The organism is Anaerosinus sp. (assembly GCF_965318445.1).
In genome coordinates, this window is the sequence record NZ_CBDNNH010000023.1 from 81,762 (window position 1) to 102,350 (window position 20,589).

Here is a 20,589-nt window from a genome sequence, read left to right on the forward strand (position 1 = left end):
TTTACCTCCCTAGAGTGCTATTTTACTGTTAATCTTCATTATAAAATAAATTATCAGCGCGTTTTCTTAACGTCATCGACGAAATCGCTGACAAGTAGACTTTATATTTTGTCACAATAAAACTTTTAGGCTGATTTCCTGAGATATCAATAATCGAATTTGTATCTTTCATTTGCTGGATAAAATCGCGATTAATTACTGAACGAGACAATTTATAATCATTAATGGATATCACGTCTTCGAGTGCAACAACAGTATCAGATCCCAGATGTAGAAACATATTGATTCCCCCTGACCTTCTTCTTCCCATTCCTTTTTTCGCTAAATTTTTTATCCCAACTACGAAATTTATACATAGTTTTCTCAATGATTTTTTCATTGACTTCATCATATTTTGCACCGGTAAATAGCATTACCAATGTCAAAACATCCATTCGATCTCTTACCTCATCTTCTATTCTTTGCGCAATTACGTTAAGTAAAGTAACTTTTGCATCGATATATTCTGCATTACTGCAAGGAACATGTTTATATACTTCACCATACGTCGCCCAAGGAACTTCTAATAATATTGATCGAATAGCTGAATATCTTTGTTTTTTTTCCTGCAAATTACAAACATGACACAGCCTGTCCTTTTCATCACATAAAGAATTACATTTTTCGCATTTATGCCAATTATTTGTAAGTTTCAGCTTTTTGCTTGCAAGATGTCGGCTTACCAACCGTTTTAATTTGGACTTAAGTTCATCATTTTCTACATCACGTACCATAATATCAGCCTGATTTACTTCATTCTCAGTTAAGTAAATCCTTTTCAATGCTCTACCAAAATCAGGTTTATTTTTATCTGCAGATATAGGTCTATTTATTGCAGTATATCGCTGATTAAATCGAATATCACGCACAATTGGCTCTCCAATAAATTCATTAATCTTATGCAGCAGTTCCATTTTCATCATCATTAAATGATGCGCCCATACTGAATTTTTAACAGCAATGCTTAAAATGCCAAAATCCATCATTTGAGGATTAGTTTGCGCAGCTATATCTTTACCAACAATCTCCTCCCAATGAGCAATCGCCATTTGTGCTTTAAATTTTTTATTTATACTAAGATTTTGTATTGTTTTATAAAGTATATCCTTTATTATATCCAAAAAATCACTCCATAACGCTTCCTGCACTTACCTTGTAGTATTTTCCCACATTTTCTTTCGGAAAGTAACTGCGATCCGTCGCTGTAATAAAAGTCTGGATTCTTTCACGAATAAAGAGTAATAATTGATTTCGCCTATTTACATCTAGTTCACTCATCACATCATCTAATAATAAAACAGGGTATTCACCAGTTTCCGACTTTATAAACTCTAACTCAGCCAATTTTAATGCCAATACCCCTGTACGTTGTTGTCCTTGTGAACCAAAAGAGCGTAAATTAATTCCATTTACCTTTAAAATAATATCATCTCGATGAGGTCCAACGCTAGTAAAGCCACGTCTAATATCAATAGCCTGTACCTCTGCTAATTTATTATTATACCATGTATTTAAATCTGACGGTAAAAAATTTTCCTCGCCATTAAAAATATAACCTATTTCTAAATTTTCTTTATTCGTTGAAATCCTTCTATGCATAAGATTTGCCAACATATTAAGTTTTTTTAACGAATAAATTCTCTGCTTTACAATTTTTGTTGCGAGTTCTGATAATTGCTGATTCCACAATTCTAATAAATCAACTTTTGCTTGATTTTCTTTTATCTTTTTTAATAAAACATTTCTTTGAGTAGTAACACGATTATATTGACTAAGTAAAGAATAATAAGATGGATTTGCTTGAGAAATTTCTGTATCAAGAAACTTTCTCCGAGCCGCTGGTGCACCTTTAATCAAATATAAATCTTCTGGCGAAAATAAAACAACATTGATTGTTCCTATCAATTCCTTTGGCTTTATCTTATGTCCATTATAAGAAATTTCCCGTCTTTTACCGACGGGAAAATTAAATTCTAATTCATTTTCTACAGACATTCTTTCAAAACATAGATAAATTTTTGCACTTTCTTTTTCCCAACAGATCAATTCACTATCATTTGATGTCCGATGTGATGAACCTATTGCAGCGTAATAAATCGCTTCGATGATATTCGTTTTTCCTTGTGCATTTTCACCTAAAAAGATATTGAGATTATGTGACAAATCCAGTGATAAGTGCGAATAATTTCTATAGTTATGCAAACTAATTTTTTTTATTCGCATTTTTTATTCACCTTTAATTTTGATCACACTTAACTTACCAACCCCATCAACTTCAACAATGTCTCCTGGTCTAATTTTTCTTCTTCTTTCAGTTACAATGTTTCCGTTTAATTTAATTAGTTCATCAGCAATCATATATTTAACTTGTCCGCCAGATTCTACAATGGAAGCTAACTTTAATAATTGATCTAATTGTATATCATCAGTTTTTATTTGAATATTTTCCATTTTTATTCCTCTTTTCAGAACTAAAAATTAAGCTGTTGTTCTCACCGGAGTAATGATATAAGTATACGTTTCATCATCACAAGGCTTTATACTCGCTGGACTTAGAGGTGTATTAAGTGAAAAATAAATTTTTTCACTATCAATATTTTTTAAAATATCAGTTACGTATTTTGCATTAAAAGATATATCTAAATCATTTCCTTCTATAATTGCAGGAACGGATTCTTCTGCTTTCCCAATATCGGGATTATTAGAGGAAATAACAACTGAATTTTCCTTAAATGTCAAGCGGATGATATTATAATCACTCACTCTTGAAATCAATGAAACACGTTCTACTGCAGCTGAAAATTCATCAGTATTTAAAGTAATATTCGTCGCAAAATCAGGCGGTATAACACGTTCATAGTCAGGGAATTGTCCCTCGATTAATCTTGATATTATGTAAACATTATCAAAGGTAAAGCTAATCTGTCCATATGCGCAATCAATTCTAATATCCGAAGGAACTTCTGCCACCATAATCCTTGCCAATTCATTTAAAATTTTTGAAGGAATAATTATTTTTACATTTCCCGTAAAATCATCAAGATATTCTTTTTTTACCGATAATCTATGCGTATTTGTTGCTGCCATAACTACATCACTATTATTTACATTTAGTAAACAACCTGTAAATATTGGACGGGCTTCATCGGTCGAACAAGCAAATACTGTCTTTTTTATTAATTCACGAAAAATATTATCACGAATTTTAAAGCTTGTCGTTGCATTTAATGGTTTTAATACAGGAAATTCTGAAGCTGGTAAACTTAATAAATTAAATTGTGCCGAATTTGAAGTAATTTTCATTGTATGTTCTTCTTTATTTGATACAATCTCTACTGTTTCGCCAGGTAGTTTTTTTACTACATCTTGAAAATATCTCCCCGAAAGTACTATAGCTCCCGCTTTTTCAACGTTTGCTTCAATTTTACAGATGATTCCTAATTCATAATCTGTAGCTTGTAATTCTATCATATTATTTTCAGCATTTAAATAAATCCCTGATAATATAGGCATTTGTGGTTTATTTGATACAGCTTTTTGGACAATATTTACAGCATGAACAAGTTGTTCCTTTGTACATGAGAATTTCATTGATAGACCTCCTTGGTATTATATGACTGATAAAAGTATTTTTTATAAAAGATAGTCGTAATAGTAGTAGGGAGTGTTGATATGTGTATAACTATGTGGAAGGTATAAAGTTATTAAGATTTGAATGTGAATAATATGTCGATAAATAAATACATAGTTATCCACATAATCACAGAAAAAATTGTGGATTTAGTTACCCACAATTCATCTACAGTTTTTCTATTAGTTATACACAGACTTATACACTACATACTTTCTATTCTCTTAATAAGATCTTTGATCGTATTATTCAGCTTCATATCTTCGTTACGTTCACGCGCAATTTTATCATGTGCGTGGATAACTGTCGTATGATCACGCCCGCCAAACATTTCGCCAATTCTAGGTAGTGAAGTATCCGTAAGCTCACGACAAAGATACATAGCAATTTGACGCGGAAAAGCTAAATTTCGCGTCCTTTTTTTTGCAAATAAATCATCCAATTTAATTTTGAAGTAAGAGGCCACAATTTCTTGAATTAATTCGAGCGTAATTTCTTTAGTTTTTGTCGTTGAAAAGATATCTTTTAATGCTTCAGTTGCCAATTCATTATTAATTGGTTGATTCATTAGGGACGCATAAGCAACAACTCTTGTCAAAGCACCTTCTAATTCACGAATATTATTGTCAATACGACTTGCAATATAAACAATAACATCATTTGGCACATTTAAATTTTCGATCTGTGCTTTTTTTCTTAAAATTGCAATACGTGTTTCTAAATCTGGTGCTTGAATATCTGTAATTAGTCCCCATTCAAAACGGGATCGAAGACGATCTTCAAGTGTCTGAATTTCGCGAGGTGGGCGATCGCTTGAAATAATAATTTGCTTATTTGCATCATGTAATGTATTAAACGTGTGGAAAAATTCTTCTTGAGTTCGTTCTTTATTAGATAAAAATTGTATATCATCGACAAGTAGAACATCTATATTTCGATATTTACGGCGAAAGGATTCTGGATTTGAAGCCATAATAGAATTAATTAATTCATTTGTGAATTTTTCACTTGAAATATATAGGACACGTAGGTTTGGTTGGGTTTTTAAAATTCGGTTGCCAATTGCATGCATTAAATGTGTTTTACCAAGCCCAACACCACCATACATGAAAAATGGGTTGTAAACTTTTGCCGGAGATTCAGCTACAGCTAAAGCAGCTGCATGAGCAAAACGATTTGAGTTTCCAGTAACGAAGTTTTCAAAAACATACTTCGGATTTAAAGTCAAAGATTCATCAAAAGTAGGTGAACCTTGTATTTCTAATTGATCTTGGGGAATAATAACTTGTGCAGTACTATCTAATAATGTAGTTTGAGCAGCTGCAGATGGTGATGTTTTTTTATTTTTTGAAATTGTTACTTCTTCATTTTTAGCAGGAGTTATTTTTTCTTGCATTTGTGGAATTGACTTCGGTTCAAATTCTTTTGCACTTGATTCAAGGCTTACGATTACGATATCTAATTTTTTTCCTGTTACTTCAAGTGCAGCATCTGTAATAAAAGGAATATATCGGCCTTCAATAATTTCTTTCATCAGATCAACTTGCGTACCAAGCGTTAAAGTAGAGTCTTCTAGTGATATTGGAATAATTGGTTTTAGCCAATTATCACAAATAACTTTTGCAAGAGAAAGTTCTAATTTGTTTAAAATTTGCTCCCATATTGCTTGTAATTGTATTGGTTCCATTGAGAAAATCCTTTCTAAATAAAGAAGATATAAACAATATTTATAAACATCTGAATAAGTTATCCACAAAGTTATACACAGCTGTTGATAACTTATTAGGCAAAGTAGGAAAATAGACGAAAAAAAATACAAATGCGGATAATGAAAATTTAATCGCAACTTTGTATTTCGTATATTTTAAAAGATTCTCCAAATTGTTAATAAATATGTGAATAATTTTATTGTTTTGTGGGTAAAATAGTGATTTATTCACACAAAATAATAAAACATGTCTATTTTGTGGATAATTTGATACCAATATATTATCAAAAGGTGAGAGAGTTATCAACATATTTTTGTGAAATAAATAAACAAATAGCAATAAATATCCACAGGCTTATCTTCTAAAAGTGTGTAAAAATCTTGACACTATAGCGTTGCTAGTCTATAATTTTTATAGTTAAAATTGATTTTCGAGTAAACTATATTTTTGACTATTATTTGGACTTAAACGGATTTTAATTTTGACCAAGATAGTTTTTGTATAATAGCAAGGAGGTGTTAAAGTATGAAACGTACCTACCAACCAAATACATTATGGAAAAAAAGAACGCATGGCTTCCGTGAACGCATGAAGACCAAAGGTGGTCGTCTTGTATTAAAAAGAAGACGTGCTAGAGGCAGACATAAATTATCTGCATAATAGTAGGCCGCTTATGTGGCCTATTTTTTCCATATAAAAAGAATGGATATTTATTATGATGTATAAATTATCAAAGCAGAATATTCTGCGAAAAAACAAAGAATTTCAGTGTATTTATCAGCATGGCAAGTCTTATGCGAATCATTTCATTGTACTGTATATTTTTTCTCAAAATAGAACTAAATCGCGTAAAGTAGGTTTTGCTGCAGGTAAAAAACTGGGGAATGCAGTTACGCGAAATCGTGTAAAGCGGCTCTTAAGAGAAGCTTACCGATTAAATCAACATAAAATCGTGAATGATGGATTAAATATTCTTTTAGTAGGACGCAAGCCAATGACAAATGTAAAATACAATGTTGTTGAGAAGGCGTTGATTAATTTGTGCGCGAAAGCAAAATTAATAAAATAAGGCGGTGTTAAATAGATTGAAGCGAATTATTGTTTTACTTATTAAGTTTTATCGTAATTTTCTTTCACCGTTAAAGCCGCCAAGTTGTCGCTTTATACCGACTTGTTCGGAATATGCATTAATAGCTTTTGAAAAATATGGGGTTATACGCGGGGGATATTTAACAATTCGGAGGCTTTTAAAGTGCCATCCATTTCATTCCGGCGGATATGACCCTGTTAAATAAAAAATTATAAATATATCGAGGATGTGAGATTTTGGGAGATATTTTTGATCTTTTGATTGGTTTTTTACAAAGTTTTTTGACGGTTTTTTATCAGTTTAGTTCTTCAATAGGAATTCCAAACTATGGTGTAGCAATTATTTTAATGACGATTGTAATTAAAGTTTTGTTATATCCACTTACGGTGAAACAAGTAAAATCAATGAAGGCTATGCAGGATTTGCAGCCTAAAATGAAAAAAATACAAGACAAATATGGCAAAAAGGATCCACAAAGAATGCAACAAGAAATGGCTGCGTTATATAAAGATGCAGGCGTAAATCCACTTGCTGGATGCTTGCCATTACTTGCCCAAATGCCTCTTTTAATCGGTATATTTTATGCGATTCGGGATTATACTTATCTAGGGACTCCTAGTTTTCTTTGGATTCACAATTTATCTGAAGCAGATCCATTATATATATTGCCAATCATTTCGGCAGTGACGATTTATATCCAACAGAAACAGACGATGACAACAAATAGCGATATGAATCAACAGGCAAAAATTATGTTGTATATGATGCCGTTATTTATTGGTTATATCAGTCTTTCATTCCCAGCCGGACTTGTTCTTTATTGGGCAATGAGTAATGTTATGCAGATCGTCCAACAATGGTGGATGTATCGTTCAGATGAAGGAAAGAAAAAGGAGGCTTAATAAAGAATGCTTACTGTTGTTGAAAAGACGGGAAAAACAGTTGAGGATGCTTTAAGAGCAGCATTAGTAGAGTTAAACACAGCTGAAGATTGTGTGAACTATGAAGTCTTGGAAACTCCTAGCAAAGGATTTTTAGGATTGATTGGTTCAAAACCAGCAAAAATTAGAGTCACCTTGAAAGAAGTAGAAGCTGATAGCGAAGTGATTTCTATAAAACAAACGAGTAAACCACTAGATACAGCAATTCTTTTTTTAGAAGACATTTTTCGCGGCATGAATATGAGAGTCGACATTGAAGTTAAAGAAGCTTTAGATGGAATTGTATTAGATTTGCATGGTGAAGACTTAGGCATCTTGATAGGAAAACATGGCCAAACTTTAGATGCTTTACAATATCTAACCAATTTAGCGGCAAATCGTGATATGAGCGAAGAAAAAGTTCGTATTAGTATTGATGTCGAAAATTATCGTAAAAGACGTGAAGAAACATTATATCGTTTAGCGATGCGTTTAGCTGATAAAGTAAAAAGAACCGGTGATAAAATTACATTAGAGCCAATGAGTCGTCATGAAAGAAAAGTGATTCATATGGCATTGCAAGACGAACGGCGGATACTTACATATAGTGATGGTGAAGAACCATTCCGTAAAGTCGTTATTGCATTAAAACGGTAATATTTTAAAGATATAAAACCCAGTAATGATATTACTGGGTTTTGTTGATCTTCTGGAGGGTTAAAATGACACAAGATGATACGATTAGTGCAATAGCTACTGCTGTTGGCGAAGGTGGTATTGGAATTATCCGATTGAGCGGAGAAAATTCTTTAACAATTGCAAGTCAAATTTTTGAACCGAAAAACGGTAGTAATGTGATAGATATTCCTTCACATCGGGTGACTTATGGACAAATTGTTGATCATGAAAAAGATTGTGTAATTGATGAAGGTCTATTATTAACAATGCATGGGCCGCATTCGTATACTAGAGAAGATGTTGTAGAATTTCATTGTCATGGTGGAGCTATGGCGATGCAAAATGTTTTGGCGCTGACGTTAAAATGTGGAGCACGTTTAGCTGAGCCGGGCGAATTTACGAAACGGGCATTTTTAAATGGGCGACTTGACTTATCTCAAGCACAAGCGGTTATTGACATTATTCGTTCTAAAACGGATGCGTCGCTTCGTATGGCCGTTGGGCATTTATCGGGAGAATTTTCTGATAAAGTTCGTGGTTTTAGGCATGATATTTTACAGATGATTGCGCATTTAGAAGCCGCAATTGATTTTCCTGAAGATGATATTGATGAAGTTGCCACTGATTCTGCAAGGGAACAGGTTGTTCATATAAAAGAGGAAATAGAAGCGCTATTATCTACGGCAAAGACGGGAAAAGTATTGCGTGACGGTCTTGAAACAGCAATTATAGGTAAGCCGAATGTTGGAAAATCAAGTTTACTAAATGCGATGTTAAGAGAGACGAGAGCAATTGTTACAGATATTCCGGGAACGACACGGGATATTATTGAAGAGTTTGCTAATATTGGTGGCGTACCATTAAAAATTATTGATACGGCAGGAATTCGCGCAACTGATGATACGGTTGAAAAGATAGGGGTAGAGAAAGCAAGGTCTTATGTGGATCGTGCAGATTTAATTTTGGCTTTGTTTGATGGTTCGAGTAATTTAGATCATGAGGATGAGGAAATTTTATCATTAATAAAAGGGCGTAAAGCATTAATCGTGATTAATAAAAGTGATTTAAATGCAGGAAGTACAGTAAAAGAATCTATTAATAAAGAATTGCCAAATCATGAGATCATTCACTTGTCAACGGTAAATGGAGCTGGAATGGATGCACTGGAAGAATATATTGTGGATTTAGTTTATAGTGGAACTGTAGAGCAAAAAGAGGGCGTATTTGTAAATAGCGTTCGTCAGGCGGAGCTACTAAGAAAAGCATGTACGCATTTAGACGAAGTTTTAAATACAATTGATCAGGAAATGTCACCGGATTTTATTGTGATCGATTTACGTTCAGCATGGGAAAAACTTGGTGAAATTACTGGCGATACAGTTGGAGAAGATATTATAGATCAAATCTTTAGTCAGTTTTGTATTGGCAAATAGGGGAGTTGACAGTTTTGTTTGTTGCAGAAAATTATGATGTAATAGTAATTGGCGCAGGGCATGCAGGGGTAGAGGCCGGCCTTGCTGCAGCTCGCATGGGTTGTAAAACCATGCTTGCAACGTTAAATATGGATAATATTGCAATGATGCCTTGTAATCCTTCCGTCGGTGGGCCTGCCAAAGGGCATTTAGTACGTGAACTTGATGCACTTGGTGGCGAAATGGGTGTCAATAGTGATAAAACTTGCATTCAGTTTCGTATGTTAAATACGGGCAAAGGCCCAGCAGTTCATGCATTAAGAGCACAAGCAGATAAAAGATTGTATCAAAATACAATGAAAGAAACTTGTGAAAATCAAAAAAATCTTGATGTAAAACAATTGCTTATTGATAAAATCATTGTTGAGAATGGGAAAATTGTTGGGGTAGAAATTGAAACAGGTGAAGTTTATCATTGTAAAGCGGCAGTTTTAGCTTCGGGAACTTATTTAAGTGGAAAAATTATTATTGGTGAAAATACTTATACTGGTGGGCCTAATGGACAACGTGCCGCAATAAAATTATCTGAATCGTTACAAGAAGCCGGCGTAAAATTAATGCGTTTTAAGACAGGAACACCAGCACGCGTGGATTCGAGAACGTTGGATTACTCAAAAATGCAGATTCAACCAGGCGATGAGAAAGTGTATAATTTTTCTTTTATGAGCGATATCAAGACTCGTGAGCAAGTACCGTGTTGGCTAACGTATACAAATGAAAAAACACATAGGATTATTTTAGATAACTTGCATCGTGCCCCTATGTATACAGGATTGATAGAGGGTACGGGCCCTAGATATTGTCCAGCAATTGAAACTAAATTGGTGCGTTTTCCAGATAAGGAATCTCATCAATTATTCGTTGAACCTGAAGGATTGAATACGCAGGAAATGTATGTACAAGGAATGTCAACGAGCTTGCCGATTGATGTACAGTATGCATTTTTAAGAACTATTCCAGGTCTTGAAAATGTAAAAATTATGCGTCCGGGGTATGCGATAGAATATGATTGTGTAGATCCGTTACAATTAAAATCGACACTTGAGATGAAACATATTCATGGCTTCTTTTCCGCAGGACAATCAAATGGAACCTCGGGATATGAGGAAGCGGCAGCGCAAGGTCTAATTGCAGGAATTAACGCAGCTTTGCTCGTACAGGAAAAAGAGCCGCTTATTTTATCACGTTCTGATGCTTATATTGGTGTTTTAATTGATGATCTTGTAACAAAAGGGACGAATGAGCCTTATAGGATAATGACTTCAAGAGCGGAATACCGTTTAATTTTACGCCAGGATAATGCGGATTTAAGGCTTACAGAAAAAGGCTGGCAAATTGGTTTAGTGAGTCAAGAGCGTTATGAAAGATTTTCTAAAAAGCGCGATTGTATTGAAAAAACAATGGAAATCTTAAAAAATACGCTGGTTACGCCTACACCTGAAACTCAAGCAAAGCTTGCAGCTATCGGTTCCAGTGATATTAGAACTGGGACAACTTTATGTGATTTATTAAGGCGGACAGAAATGACTTATGAGTTATTGCGCAGTCAATTTGAAGTGTTGCCTGAAGTTTCGGAAGAAGTATGGAATCAGATTGAAATTCAGGTGAAGTACGAAGGCTATATTAAAAAGCAATTTGAGCAAGTGGAACGGGCTCAAAAATTAGAGGAAAAATTAATTCCCGAAGGTATTGATTATGAAGAAGTGCCAAGTTTACCGGGAGAAGCTAGACAAAAATTAGCAGAAGTAAAACCACGCTCCATTGGACAAGCAAGTCGAATTTCTGGTGTATCACCAGCAGATATTTCTATTTTGATTGTATATATTGAACAGATGCGGCGGAAAGAGGATAGTAAATAATGTTTAGCGATTATTTGATGAAAGCGGCAAAAGAGTATAAAATACCTATTTCAGCTGAGCAAATCGAAGAATATAATATATATTATCATTTACTTGTCGAGTGGAATGAGAAAATGAATCTTACTGCGATTACAGAACCTAATGCAGTTGCAATCAAGCATATGATTGATTCAATTAGTTGCTGGGATAAGGCTATATTTAAGACAGGGGTTAAGCTGATTGATGTAGGTACGGGTGCTGGTTTTCCTGGTTTACCTCTGAAAATTTGGCAAAAAGATTTAAATGTGACATTACTGGATTCATTAAATAAACGGGTAAAATTTTTAGCTACAGTTGTAGAAAATTTGCATTTAAAAAATATAGAGGTTATTCATAGTAGAGCAGAGGAAGGTGCAAGACAGAAAAGGTATCGTGAGTGCTACGATATAGCAGTCTCAAGAGCTGTTGCACGGTTGAGTGTATTAAGTGAATACTGCTTGCCATTTGTAAAAGTCGGAGGTTATTTTGTTGCGCTAAAAGGTGCACAATACTTGGAAGAGATTGAAGAAGCTAAATGTGCAATTCAAACTCTAGGCGGGGAAATAGAAAAGGTTATTCCGATAAAACTACCTGAATTAGAAGATCGTCGTGCTGTAGTATATATTAAAAAAATAAAAACTACTCCCAAGGTTTATCCTCGCAAAGCGGGTACCCCAGAAAAGAATCCCCTATAAATTACCAAAAAAATAGAGGGATTTAAGAAGTAGTGACGAATAATAGAGCTATTAAGTAAGTAGGCGGTGGATTGATGAAAAGTTTCGCCAGATTTTTTGGTATCAGAGCTGGGGAAAAAGAGAACCCCAAGGAAAATATAACAGAGAGTATTAGCGAAAGCAGTATAAGCGAAATTTCAGCAGGAGAGAAAGAAGAGGTTGCAAGTAGTGCGGCTCAATTGGAACCAGTTACTAATACGCGTGATGTGAAACAATTAAATGTTCACGATATTGTGACCAATCCATTTCAACCACGTAAAACTTTTAATGAAGAAGCATTACATGATTTATCGGCATCGATAAAAGAATTTGGTGTAATCCAACCATTATTAGTTAGACAAGTGGATAATAAATATGAATTGGTTGCTGGAGAACGGCGTCTTAGGGCTTCAAAGCTTGCTGGACTGGAAGAAGTACCGGCAATCATCAAACAATTAACAGATAAAGAAATGGCTGAATTGGCCATGATTGAAAATTTGCAGCGCGAGGACCTCCATTTTTTGGAAGAGGCAGAAGGGTTTCAGCAATTATTAATAAATTTTGGCTTTACGCAGGAAGTTTTAGCGAAGCGCATGGGAAAAAGTCAATCGACGATTGCAAATAAATTGAGACTTTTGAAATTAAGTGCAGAAGTTAGACAAGTGATTTGTGATGCGCAATTAACGGAACGTCACGCCAGAGCATTACTTAAACTCACCGAGGAAAACAAACAAACAGAAGCTTTGCAAATTATTGTTGAACGTGGATTAAATGTGCGCGAAAGTGAAATTCTCATCAAAGAGATGGAATCTGAAGATAAAAATAATATAGAAAAGAAAACTCAAAAACAAAATGTAGTACGCGTAATTCGAGATGTAAGAATATTTATGAACACAATTAATAGCGTTGTTAAAGAAATGAAAAAATCTGGATTAAATATTAAAGTGGATCAAGAAGATGCAGAGGAATATATTACAGTGAAAATGATGATTCCCAAACGTAAAGACTGATGGGGGAATAAGATGTGAAAAGAGTTTTTAGTATTTTAATTATTTTGTTTACGTGTTTTTTTTCAGTAGTACATGCTGATGAGTTAGAGGCACATTATAATTTTCTTGAACCGAGTGATCCGATAAATACAGAATCAGAAGAGCGAGTTGGCAATGAGAATTCAGAGCTTGTTATGCCTGTAGTTGTTTATAGTGATTATGACTATGATTATATTATCGACAGTAGACACGTTAAGAAAATTGGACATCCATATAGAGAAAAAGAAAAAATTGTTGATGTATGGGTAAAGCAAGAAGCTAGTGGAAATCAGATTACTTTTTACCCATCAGAATGTGTGATGAATCATTATTATTTACGTTTGGATAAAGCACAGATGCAATTAGTTAGTCAAGTTCAATATGATACTTCTGGTAATCGTTCGGTATTATTGCATAAAAATTATATTGAAGATGGATGGCAAGATGTCATCCCCATGACGAAAGAATATGAGATGTATCAAGCCATCGTAAAATATGCTAAGTAAAAAGATGCCAAGCCTTCATGGGCTTGGCATCTTTTTATCCTTTTTAAAGTTTTTTATTATACCAGTTTTTTTGTACGCCATGCACCGCTTTTCCAACGGTAGATAAAGATGATTGCGCGAATGCATTCATCTAGCATCATCCCAATCCAGATACCTGCTAATCCCATTTCCATAACGATGCCGAAAAAATAAGCACAGCCAACGGCAACTGTCCACATGCAAATAATGCCAACACTGACAGGGGCTTTGATATCTCCAGAAGCCTGTAATGCACGTACTAATACAATGTTAACCGCACGTCCTGTCTCAAGAAAAATTTCAATAAATAAAATCGTTTTACCAAGTGCGAGAACTTCGGGATCGTTTGTAAATATACTAAAAATTGTATTACTACAAAGATAAAAGATAGAGGTGATGCCGACACCAACAATAAGGGCAATGCGGACGGTGTACCATACTTTCTGCGTTACTTCATTAAATTTATCTGCACCAACTAAATACCCAACAACGATTTGCATTGCTGCTGAAATTGCTAGAGAGTACATATAAGCAAACATAACGATAATATAAACGTAAACTTTGGTGTTAATGACCACTAAACCAAAGACATTCACCATTTTCATAATTGTAGTTTGAGATAATTGATAGGATAATGCTTCACCACCGGTTGGAATACTAATTGAGAGCATTCGTTTAATTAAATTCCACGGGAGAGGAAATAGATGTTGTTTTGATATTTTGATGCCAAGATATTTTTTAAATAAAATAAAAATGATGATAAGCCCTAAAATTTTACTGATGTTCGTTGAGATTGCCACTCCAGCTACGCCCATAGGGGGGATTATCCAGAAGCCATAAATAAGTATCCAATTGCCTAAGATATTAAATAAATTCATAACGATAGAAACGCCCATCGTTACTTTCATCAAAGAATATCCTCTAAAACAAGCTACAAAAGAGAAATATAATCCTTGAAATAAGATTCCATAGGAGATGATACGCAGATAAGTACAGGTTTCGGCTAAAATTTCTGTAGGCACCTGCAGCCAGACAAATAATTCTCGATTAAACAGGAGTAATAGTATACTTGCAACGAGACTGAATACTCCATTAATCAATAAAGAGACGGCACAGGTTTCGGAGATTTTTTCTTGATTTTTAGCACCTAGATATTGGGCAATTAAAATGGTTGTTGCTGTACTCATGACCGTTAGTAATATAATAATGATATTCATTACTTGGACTCCATTGCCAATGGCTCCTACAGAATCCTGTGAATATCGGCTGATCATAAATTGGTCAACATTACTGACGAGCATTTGCAAGAAGACTTCAACAAAAATTGGCAAACTCATTTTAATGATAGATTGTTTACTGATATTGTTAGTCATAAAAGTTCCTTTTCATTTTCTAATTTGTTTGATGAATGTAAATTATCTTTCATTATATATTTTTTCTTTTTATCATGATAGTATAAATTATATTCTTAACACTATAATGCAATAAATAATAAATAACCCTAATTTCAGAGCCTCTACTCTGAGATTAGGGTTATTTAATTTGTTCAAATCTTTACTTTTTTACAATTTCTTTTGCTAAATTTACGGCAATGACACCATCTTTTGCATAGCAATCAGCGCCGCAGGCATCTGCATACTCTTGCGTAAGTACTGCCCCGCCAACCATAACTTTTGCTGTACTTCCCGCTTCTTTTAATTGGGTAATGACATGATCAATTTGTGTCATTGTTGTTGTCATTAATGCGCAGAGTCCTACAATGTCTGCATCTTCTTTGATGGCTGTTTCAACAATCATCTGGGAATCAATATCTTTACCTAGATCAACAACTTTAAATCCATTGTTTTCCATTAAAGCACCAACAATATTTTTCCCTAAATCATGAATGTCACCTTTTACTGTTGCGAGAACTATTGTTCCATTATTTGTAATTTCTTGTTCGGGCAACAATTCTTTAATTTTAATAAAGGCAGCGCGCATTGCTTCAGCGGATAAAAGAACTTGAGGTAAGAAGAGTTTGCCGCAGCCAAAGCCTTTACCCACTTCGTTCATCGCTGCAGTTAAACTTTCCTCAGTAATTTTTACTGAGGAATGCCCTTCATTTAAGGCTTGTTCTACTAGCGTGGTAACGGCTTCTTTTTCGCCGTTGATGACAGCAATACGAAGTGCTGTTAATGAATCCATTTCACTTATTGGTGCGATTGCTGCTGTTTTTGGGGCATTGATATTAGCTGTAAGGCAGCTATAATTACGTCCGTTTTTATCATGCCCTAAAAGAGCAAGGGAGGAGAGGAGTACATCTTTCATCGCTTGATCATAAGGGTTCATAATTGGGGCATCTAGTCCCGAAGCTAAGCTCATCGCGAAAAAGGTGCTGTTTATTAATGGTCTATTTGGTAATCCATAGGATATATTACTTAAACCCATTGTGGAAGGATAGCCAAAATGTTTACGGTAGAGTTGAAGTGTATGGAGCGTTTCTTTACACGCATCTTCATCTGCGGCAACCGTCATAACTAAAGCGTCCAGAAGAAAATCATGATCTTTTAAACCAGCCTTTTTTGCATGAGCAATAATTGTTTTCATCACTTCAATGCGCCGGGATGCTGTTTTTGGAACGCCTTTGTCGGAAAGTGGGAGGCATAGAATGGCAGCACCATATTTTTTAGCAAGAGGCAAGAATTCCGCTAACCGTTCAGGTTCAGCGCTTACTGAATTAATTAATGCACGTCCAGGATAAGCTTTTAAACCTGCTTCTAATGCTTTCGTATCACTCGTATCTATTGCAAGTGGCACAGGTACAAGTTGTGAAATTTCTGTGATTGCTTTTTGCATTGCTGCTGCTTGGTCAATCCCACCAACGCCCATATTGACATCAAGAACATCGGCACCTGCTTGTACTTGCTCCAGTGCTTCTTTTTTTACTGACATAAAGTTTCCTTCTTTTATGTCAGCGGCGAGTTTCTTTCTTCCTGTTGGATTAATTCTTTCACCTAAAAGAACTGTTGGAAAATCTTTATCTATAAAAACAGTTTTGCTACGACTGGTTAAAGCAAGTGCAGATTTTCGTTTTAGTCTAACTGCTGGCTTTAAATTTTGAACTGCTTGTTTAATTGCGTCAATATGCTTTGGCGTTGTACCGCAACAACCACCAATATAGGTTGCGCCTGCTTCCACCAGTTTTGGAATCCATACTCCAAATTCTTCTGCGCTCATAGGGAAAACTGTTTTGCCATTTACTAAATGTGGCATACCCGCATTCGGCTGAATACTGATTGGGCAATCACAATTTTCAGCCAAAATTTTAAGAATAGGGAGCAATTGCGCAGGCCCAAGCGAACAATTTACACCAATAATATCAGCACCCATGGCTTCTAGCGTAATTGCCGCTGTCTGAGGATCTGTCCCCGTTACTGTACGACCATCTTCGCTAAAAGACAGCTGGCAGATGACAGGTTTATCTGTTGCAGCTTTGGCTGCGAGTAAGGCAGCGCGCATTTCCTGAATATCAATAATTGTTTCAATTAGAATCATATCGACTCCAGCAGTAGATAATGCTGAAATTTGTTCAAAAAATACGTCATAAGCCTCATCAAAGCTAAGTTCACCAATTGGCTCAATAAATTTTCCCGTAGACCCTACAGAGCCAGCAATTTTTACTGTATTGCCGGCTGCAGCTTTGGCAGCTTTAACAGCAGCAGTATTTAGCGCAACGACTTGATCGGATAATTTATAGTGGGACAATTTAATTCGATTTGCTCCAAAGCTATTTGTTTCAATGATTGTTGAACCATGTGAGATATATTCTTTATGAACATTGGTTACGATTTCAGGTTTTTTAATATTTAATAATTCTGGACATTCCCCAGGTTGTAATCCGGCAGACTGGAGCATTGTCCCCATAGCGCCGTCAAAAATATGAATCATATAAATAAAGACTCCTTTCGTGCTAAACAATCTACTTTATTGCATTGTTCGCAATCAGCTTTTAATCGTTGTATCGTTTTCTCTGCTTTAGAGGTCAATCCAATAATTGCAGTAATAGATTTACGCGGCATTAACATATAGCTATCTGTTAATGAAATATCAATAGCTTTTGCTTCTGCTAAACGAAGCATTTGTGGTTGGAATTTTATATCCCAATCTCCATAGCCAGGGCTAAATCGTGTTTTCATATGGTAGCCTTGGGAAGCAACAATCGTTAGCATTGCTTTTTCCATTTGGTCAGCCGTCATTTCAACTGCTGTTGTGGCTGCTGCATCTAATAATAAGGAAAATGAATACTCTCCTAATTTAAAATAATTAGTAATTTTATGCTCAATTTCTTCGCCAATTGTAGCCGCAAGAACAATGACTTTATCACAATCAGCTAAATGTTTTTGAATAGAATTTCCTTCGATTTGAAATGATTTCTCTGTTTTAATCTCATGTGTACAAGAATTATAATCATAGATTTGCCAAACGCCTTTTGGAACAGATAATAATTGTGCTTCTACACAGGCTTTTTTTATGAGTCGTTCGTCAAATGTAGTCTTATTTAATCCTGCATAACGTTTTGTTTCCATTTCATCAATAAAGGTTAAAGCAGCATTGTAGATTGGCAAAATGAACACCTCACTTTAATAGTCTTCTAGACCATTTTCTTTCCATTAAATAAGTATCGTTAACAAAACTTTAATTTCTATGAAGTAAAAAATAAAATATATATACCAAATAGATTGGATAATTAGCATTCTTATATTCATTTATCCAATGATTAATCTGACCATCTGACGAAATAATCAATTCATACAAAATCAAAAATTTTAATTCATATCTTTAGATACTCTCAACTTCTACACGCGCGAGTTATAGCCATGGAACATAGATGAATAACTAAGCGCCTGAAGGCAGTTAAAATTTAGATGAACTAAAATATTCATCTAATTGGATCTACTTTATTATTGAATGTAATTATTTTAACATAAAAAGAAGATATTTTACTATATATTTTGTAAGTTTGTAAACAATCTAAAGTTTTCAAGAAATAATGTAATGATATCTGTTAATAAATTGCAGGAATATGAATGAACTTGTGGAATGAAATAGTTTAAAAGAAAAAGAGGTGAATCAAGTGGTAAAAGTAATTGCAATTGCAAATCAAAAAGGTGGCGTCGGCAAAACTACTACTTCAGTAAATTTAAGTGCATGTTTATCATCGCTAGAAAAAAAAGTTTTATTAGTAGATATTGATCCACAAGGAAATGCAACGAGTGGGTTTGGGATAGATAAATCTAAAATAAAAAAATCCATGTATGATATTTTAGTAAATGATGTACCTGTAGAAAATGTAATTATGCGCACGGATATAGAAAATTTAAAAATTATTCCAGCGACTATTCAACTCGCAGGGGCGGAAATCGAATTGGTATCTGTGATGTCTAGGGAAACAAAATTGAAACGGATGATTGATAAAATAAAATATGATTATGATTATGTGATTATTGATTGTCCACCATCTTTAGGGTTATTAACAATTAATTCGTTAACGGCAGCTAGTTCTGTGCTTGTGCCAATTCAATGTGAGTTTTATGCTTTAGAAGGATTATCACAATTAATGAATACGGTTGCTTTGGTGCAAAAAAACTTAAATCCAATTCTTGAATTAGAAGGTGTGGTTCTCACTATGTTCGATTCAAGAACAAATTTATCTATTCAAGTTGTAGATGAGGTGAAAAATCACTTTAGTCATAAAGTATATCGAACGATGATTCCGAGAAATGTACGATTAAGTGAAGCTCCGAGTCATGGGCAACCGATTATTTTATATGATCCAAAGTCAAAAGGATCAGAAATGTATTTAGAATTAGCCAAAGAGGTGATTGGTGATGAATAAACAAACACGTGGCTTAGGTAGAGGTTTAGATGCATTACTTAGAACGACTGAAACAGATTATGAAAAAATGGAAAAGGAAGCGGGCGAAAAAATTCGTATTTTAAATGTAGATGAAATTATAGCCAATAAATTTCAACCTAGGGTGGAATTCAATGATGATGCGTTAGAAGATTTAATGGAATCAATTAAACAATTTGGAGTATTACAGCCAATCCTAGTGAGAAGGTTAAATAAAGGATATGAATTAATTGCTGGTGAACGTCGATTAAGGGCTTCCAAATTAGCAGGTTTAGACACAATCCCAGCAATTATCCGTGAATATACTGATACAGAAATAACGGCGATTGCTTTAATTGAAAATTTACAACGTGAAGATTTAACAGCGATAGAAGAGGCCCTTGCTTATAGCAAGCTTTTAACTGAGTTTGGGTTAACTCAAGAAGAATTAGCACAAAAGGTAGGACGAAGTCGCTCACATATTGCAAATTTTATTCGATTATTAAATCTTCCAAGCAAAATTCAACAATATGTTTCACGTGGAACATTAAGTATGGGGCAAGTTAGACCATTGATTAGTATTGAAGATGAAAAACTTCAATTGGATACCGCAGAGTATATTATTTCTGAAGAATTATCTGCAAGAGCAGTAGAGGATTTTGTACGCAAATTATTAGCGACTTCTCAAAGTGAAGAAGCAAGGGAAGATAAAGAACAAATAACTCCTAAAAAAGAATTATTTGTCATGGAAGCAGAAGATAAACTGAAAATGCTTTTAGGTACACAAGTAAAAATAAAACCTGGAAAAGGTAAAAGCAAAATTGAAATTGAATTTTATTCAACGGATGATTTAGATAGAATTATTGAAACTTTAACAGAAACAACGAAACCAAAGGTAGTAAACTCTATCGAAAAGTTATCTGTATGATTATAGCGAAATAAATGTTTCACGTGAAACATTTGTCAAATTATAAATAAGGCTGTTCCAGTAAAAAATTTCACTTTCAATAAATAAGGACTTTTAATTTTTGAGATC

General features: G+C 34.4%; 21 protein-coding genes. 12 read left to right on the top strand and 9 right to left on the bottom strand.

Translation table 11 applies throughout. The annotated features are described in order from the left end of the window. Positions 1-28: 28 nt before the first annotated feature. The 6 genes from remB to dnaA form a co-directional block, all read right to left on the bottom strand. Positions 29-280, bottom strand: a complete 252-nt coding sequence (gene remB, locus ACWZFG_RS11415; RefSeq protein WP_177505994.1) for an extracellular matrix regulator RemB — start codon at positions 278-280, stop codon at positions 29-31. Continuing rightward, complete coding sequence (locus tag ACWZFG_RS11420; protein ID WP_177505995.1) at positions 258-1,160, bottom strand: DUF721 domain-containing protein; 903 nt, start codon at positions 1,158-1,160, stop codon at positions 258-260. The genes remB and ACWZFG_RS11420 overlap by 23 nt, the downstream gene beginning before the upstream one ends. A gap of 4 nt (positions 1,161-1,164) precedes the next feature. Continuing rightward, the gene (gene recF, locus ACWZFG_RS11425) at positions 1,165-2,262 is read right to left on the bottom strand and encodes a DNA replication/repair protein RecF (protein ID WP_177505996.1); all 1,098 of its coding nucleotides are present in this window, start codon (positions 2,260-2,262) and stop codon (positions 1,165-1,167) included. A 3-nt stretch (positions 2,263-2,265) separates the two neighbouring features. After that, positions 2,266-2,490, bottom strand: a complete 225-nt coding sequence (locus tag ACWZFG_RS11430; protein WP_177505997.1) for an RNA-binding S4 domain-containing protein — start codon at positions 2,488-2,490, stop codon at positions 2,266-2,268. A 27-nt stretch (positions 2,491-2,517) separates the two neighbouring features. Then, positions 2,518-3,630: a DNA polymerase III subunit beta gene (gene dnaN, locus ACWZFG_RS11435; protein WP_455577666.1), complete on the bottom strand. Its 1,113-nt coding sequence runs from the start codon at positions 3,628-3,630 to the stop codon at positions 2,518-2,520. A 245-nt stretch (positions 3,631-3,875) separates the two neighbouring features. Further along, positions 3,876-5,357 carry a chromosomal replication initiator protein DnaA gene (gene dnaA / locus ACWZFG_RS11440; protein ID WP_177505999.1) on the bottom strand — a complete coding sequence of 494 codons (1,482 nt, stop codon included), beginning with the start codon at positions 5,355-5,357 and terminating at the stop codon, positions 3,876-3,878. Between the two features lie 547 nt (positions 5,358-5,904). Here dnaA and rpmH point away from each other — a divergent pair. From rpmH to ACWZFG_RS11490, 10 genes are all read left to right on the top strand, one after another. Beyond that, positions 5,905-6,039 (top strand): 50S ribosomal protein L34, encoded by a 135-nt coding sequence (gene rpmH / locus ACWZFG_RS11445; RefSeq protein WP_147669380.1) that lies wholly within the window; start codon positions 5,905-5,907, stop codon positions 6,037-6,039. A 55-nt stretch (positions 6,040-6,094) separates the two neighbouring features. After that, positions 6,095-6,448: a ribonuclease P protein component gene (gene rnpA / locus ACWZFG_RS11450; protein ID WP_177506000.1), complete on the top strand. Its 354-nt coding sequence runs from the start codon at positions 6,095-6,097 to the stop codon at positions 6,446-6,448. Between the two features lie 16 nt (positions 6,449-6,464). Continuing rightward, positions 6,465-6,674 (top strand): membrane protein insertion efficiency factor YidD, encoded by a 210-nt coding sequence (gene yidD, locus ACWZFG_RS11455; protein WP_147669384.1) that lies wholly within the window; start codon positions 6,465-6,467, stop codon positions 6,672-6,674. Between the two features lie 31 nt (positions 6,675-6,705). Then, complete coding sequence (locus ACWZFG_RS11460; RefSeq protein ID WP_177506001.1) at positions 6,706-7,371, top strand: YidC/Oxa1 family membrane protein insertase; 666 nt, start codon at positions 6,706-6,708, stop codon at positions 7,369-7,371. Positions 7,372-7,377: 6 nt separating this feature from the next. Continuing rightward, positions 7,378-8,046 carry an RNA-binding cell elongation regulator Jag/EloR gene (gene jag / locus ACWZFG_RS11465; protein ID WP_455577667.1) on the top strand — a complete coding sequence of 223 codons (669 nt, stop codon included), beginning with the start codon at positions 7,378-7,380 and terminating at the stop codon, positions 8,044-8,046. Positions 8,047-8,111: 65 nt separating this feature from the next. Next, the gene (mnmE, locus tag ACWZFG_RS11470) at positions 8,112-9,500 is read left to right on the top strand and encodes a tRNA uridine-5-carboxymethylaminomethyl(34) synthesis GTPase MnmE (protein ID WP_177506002.1); all 1,389 of its coding nucleotides are present in this window, start codon (positions 8,112-8,114) and stop codon (positions 9,498-9,500) included. A gap of 14 nt (positions 9,501-9,514) precedes the next feature. Next, complete coding sequence (gene mnmG / locus ACWZFG_RS11475) at positions 9,515-11,398, top strand: tRNA uridine-5-carboxymethylaminomethyl(34) synthesis enzyme MnmG (RefSeq protein WP_177506003.1); 1,884 nt, start codon at positions 9,515-9,517, stop codon at positions 11,396-11,398. Then, a complete protein-coding gene (gene rsmG, locus ACWZFG_RS11480) occupies positions 11,395-12,111 on the top strand; it encodes a 16S rRNA (guanine(527)-N(7))-methyltransferase RsmG (RefSeq protein ID WP_177506015.1) in 717 nt (238 codons plus the stop codon). The genes mnmG and rsmG overlap by 4 nt, the downstream gene beginning before the upstream one ends. Positions 12,112-12,185: 74 nt before the next feature. Then, positions 12,186-13,139: a nucleoid occlusion protein gene (noc, locus tag ACWZFG_RS11485; RefSeq protein ID WP_177506004.1), complete on the top strand. Its 954-nt coding sequence runs from the start codon at positions 12,186-12,188 to the stop codon at positions 13,137-13,139. A 14-nt stretch (positions 13,140-13,153) separates the two neighbouring features. Then, positions 13,154-13,663, top strand: a complete 510-nt coding sequence (locus ACWZFG_RS11490) for a hypothetical protein (RefSeq protein WP_177506005.1) — start codon at positions 13,154-13,156, stop codon at positions 13,661-13,663. A 56-nt stretch (positions 13,664-13,719) separates the two neighbouring features. On the opposite strand, the gene ACWZFG_RS11495 is transcribed toward ACWZFG_RS11490, so the two are convergent. From ACWZFG_RS11495 to ACWZFG_RS11505, 3 genes are all read right to left on the bottom strand, one after another. Beyond that, a complete protein-coding gene (locus ACWZFG_RS11495) occupies positions 13,720-15,054 on the bottom strand; it encodes an MATE family efflux transporter (RefSeq protein WP_455577668.1) in 1,335 nt (444 codons plus the stop codon). Positions 15,055-15,235: 181 nt separating this feature from the next. Beyond that, on the bottom strand, positions 15,236-17,608 hold the full coding sequence (locus ACWZFG_RS11500) for a homocysteine S-methyltransferase family protein (RefSeq protein WP_177506007.1): 2,373 nt from the start codon (positions 17,606-17,608) through the stop codon (positions 15,236-15,238). Continuing rightward, positions 17,605-18,285, bottom strand: coding sequence for a vitamin B12 dependent-methionine synthase activation domain-containing protein (locus ACWZFG_RS11505; RefSeq protein WP_177506008.1), 681 nt, complete (start codon positions 18,283-18,285; stop codon positions 17,605-17,607). Before ACWZFG_RS11505 ends, ACWZFG_RS11500 begins: the two co-directional genes overlap by 4 nt. A gap of 500 nt (positions 18,286-18,785) precedes the next feature. On the opposite strand from ACWZFG_RS11505, the gene ACWZFG_RS11510 reads away from it, so the two are divergent. Next, positions 18,786-19,556 (top strand): ParA family protein, encoded by a 771-nt coding sequence (locus ACWZFG_RS11510; RefSeq protein WP_147669407.1) that lies wholly within the window; start codon positions 18,786-18,788, stop codon positions 19,554-19,556. Further along, positions 19,549-20,481 (top strand): ParB/RepB/Spo0J family partition protein, encoded by a 933-nt coding sequence (locus ACWZFG_RS11515; protein ID WP_177506010.1) that lies wholly within the window; start codon positions 19,549-19,551, stop codon positions 20,479-20,481. The genes ACWZFG_RS11510 and ACWZFG_RS11515 overlap by 8 nt, the downstream gene beginning before the upstream one ends. Positions 20,482-20,589 lie beyond the last annotated feature (108 nt).

Excerpts from the sequence above, each read along its gene's own strand:
- remB (WP_177505994.1), bottom strand. The coding sequence starts at position 280 with ATGTTTCTACATCTGGGATCTGATACTGTTGTTGCACTCGAAGACGTG.
- recF (WP_177505996.1), bottom strand. The coding sequence starts at position 2,262 with ATGCGAATAAAAAAAATTAGTTTGCATAACTATAGAAATTATTCGCAC.
- ACWZFG_RS11430 (WP_177505997.1), bottom strand. The coding sequence starts at position 2,490 with ATGGAAAATATTCAAATAAAAACTGATGATATACAATTAGATCAATTA.
- dnaN (WP_455577666.1), bottom strand. The coding sequence starts at position 3,630 with ATGAAATTCTCATGTACAAAGGAACAACTTGTTCATGCTGTAAATATT.
- dnaA (WP_177505999.1), bottom strand. The coding sequence starts at position 5,357 with ATGGAACCAATACAATTACAAGCAATATGGGAGCAAATTTTAAACAAA.
- rpmH (WP_147669380.1), top strand. The coding sequence starts at position 5,905 with ATGAAACGTACCTACCAACCAAATACATTATGGAAAAAAAGAACGCAT.
- rnpA (WP_177506000.1), top strand. The coding sequence starts at position 6,095 with ATGATGTATAAATTATCAAAGCAGAATATTCTGCGAAAAAACAAAGAA.
- jag (WP_455577667.1), top strand. The coding sequence starts at position 7,378 with ATGCTTACTGTTGTTGAAAAGACGGGAAAAACAGTTGAGGATGCTTTA.
- mnmE (WP_177506002.1), top strand. The coding sequence starts at position 8,112 with ATGACACAAGATGATACGATTAGTGCAATAGCTACTGCTGTTGGCGAA.
- noc (WP_177506004.1), top strand. The coding sequence starts at position 12,186 with ATGAAAAGTTTCGCCAGATTTTTTGGTATCAGAGCTGGGGAAAAAGAG.
- ACWZFG_RS11495 (WP_455577668.1), bottom strand. The coding sequence starts at position 15,054 with ATGACTAACAATATCAGTAAACAATCTATCATTAAAATGAGTTTGCCA.
- ACWZFG_RS11500 (WP_177506007.1), bottom strand. The coding sequence starts at position 17,608 with ATGATTCATATTTTTGACGGCGCTATGGGGACAATGCTCCAGTCTGCC.
- ACWZFG_RS11515 (WP_177506010.1), top strand. The coding sequence starts at position 19,549 with ATGAATAAACAAACACGTGGCTTAGGTAGAGGTTTAGATGCATTACTT.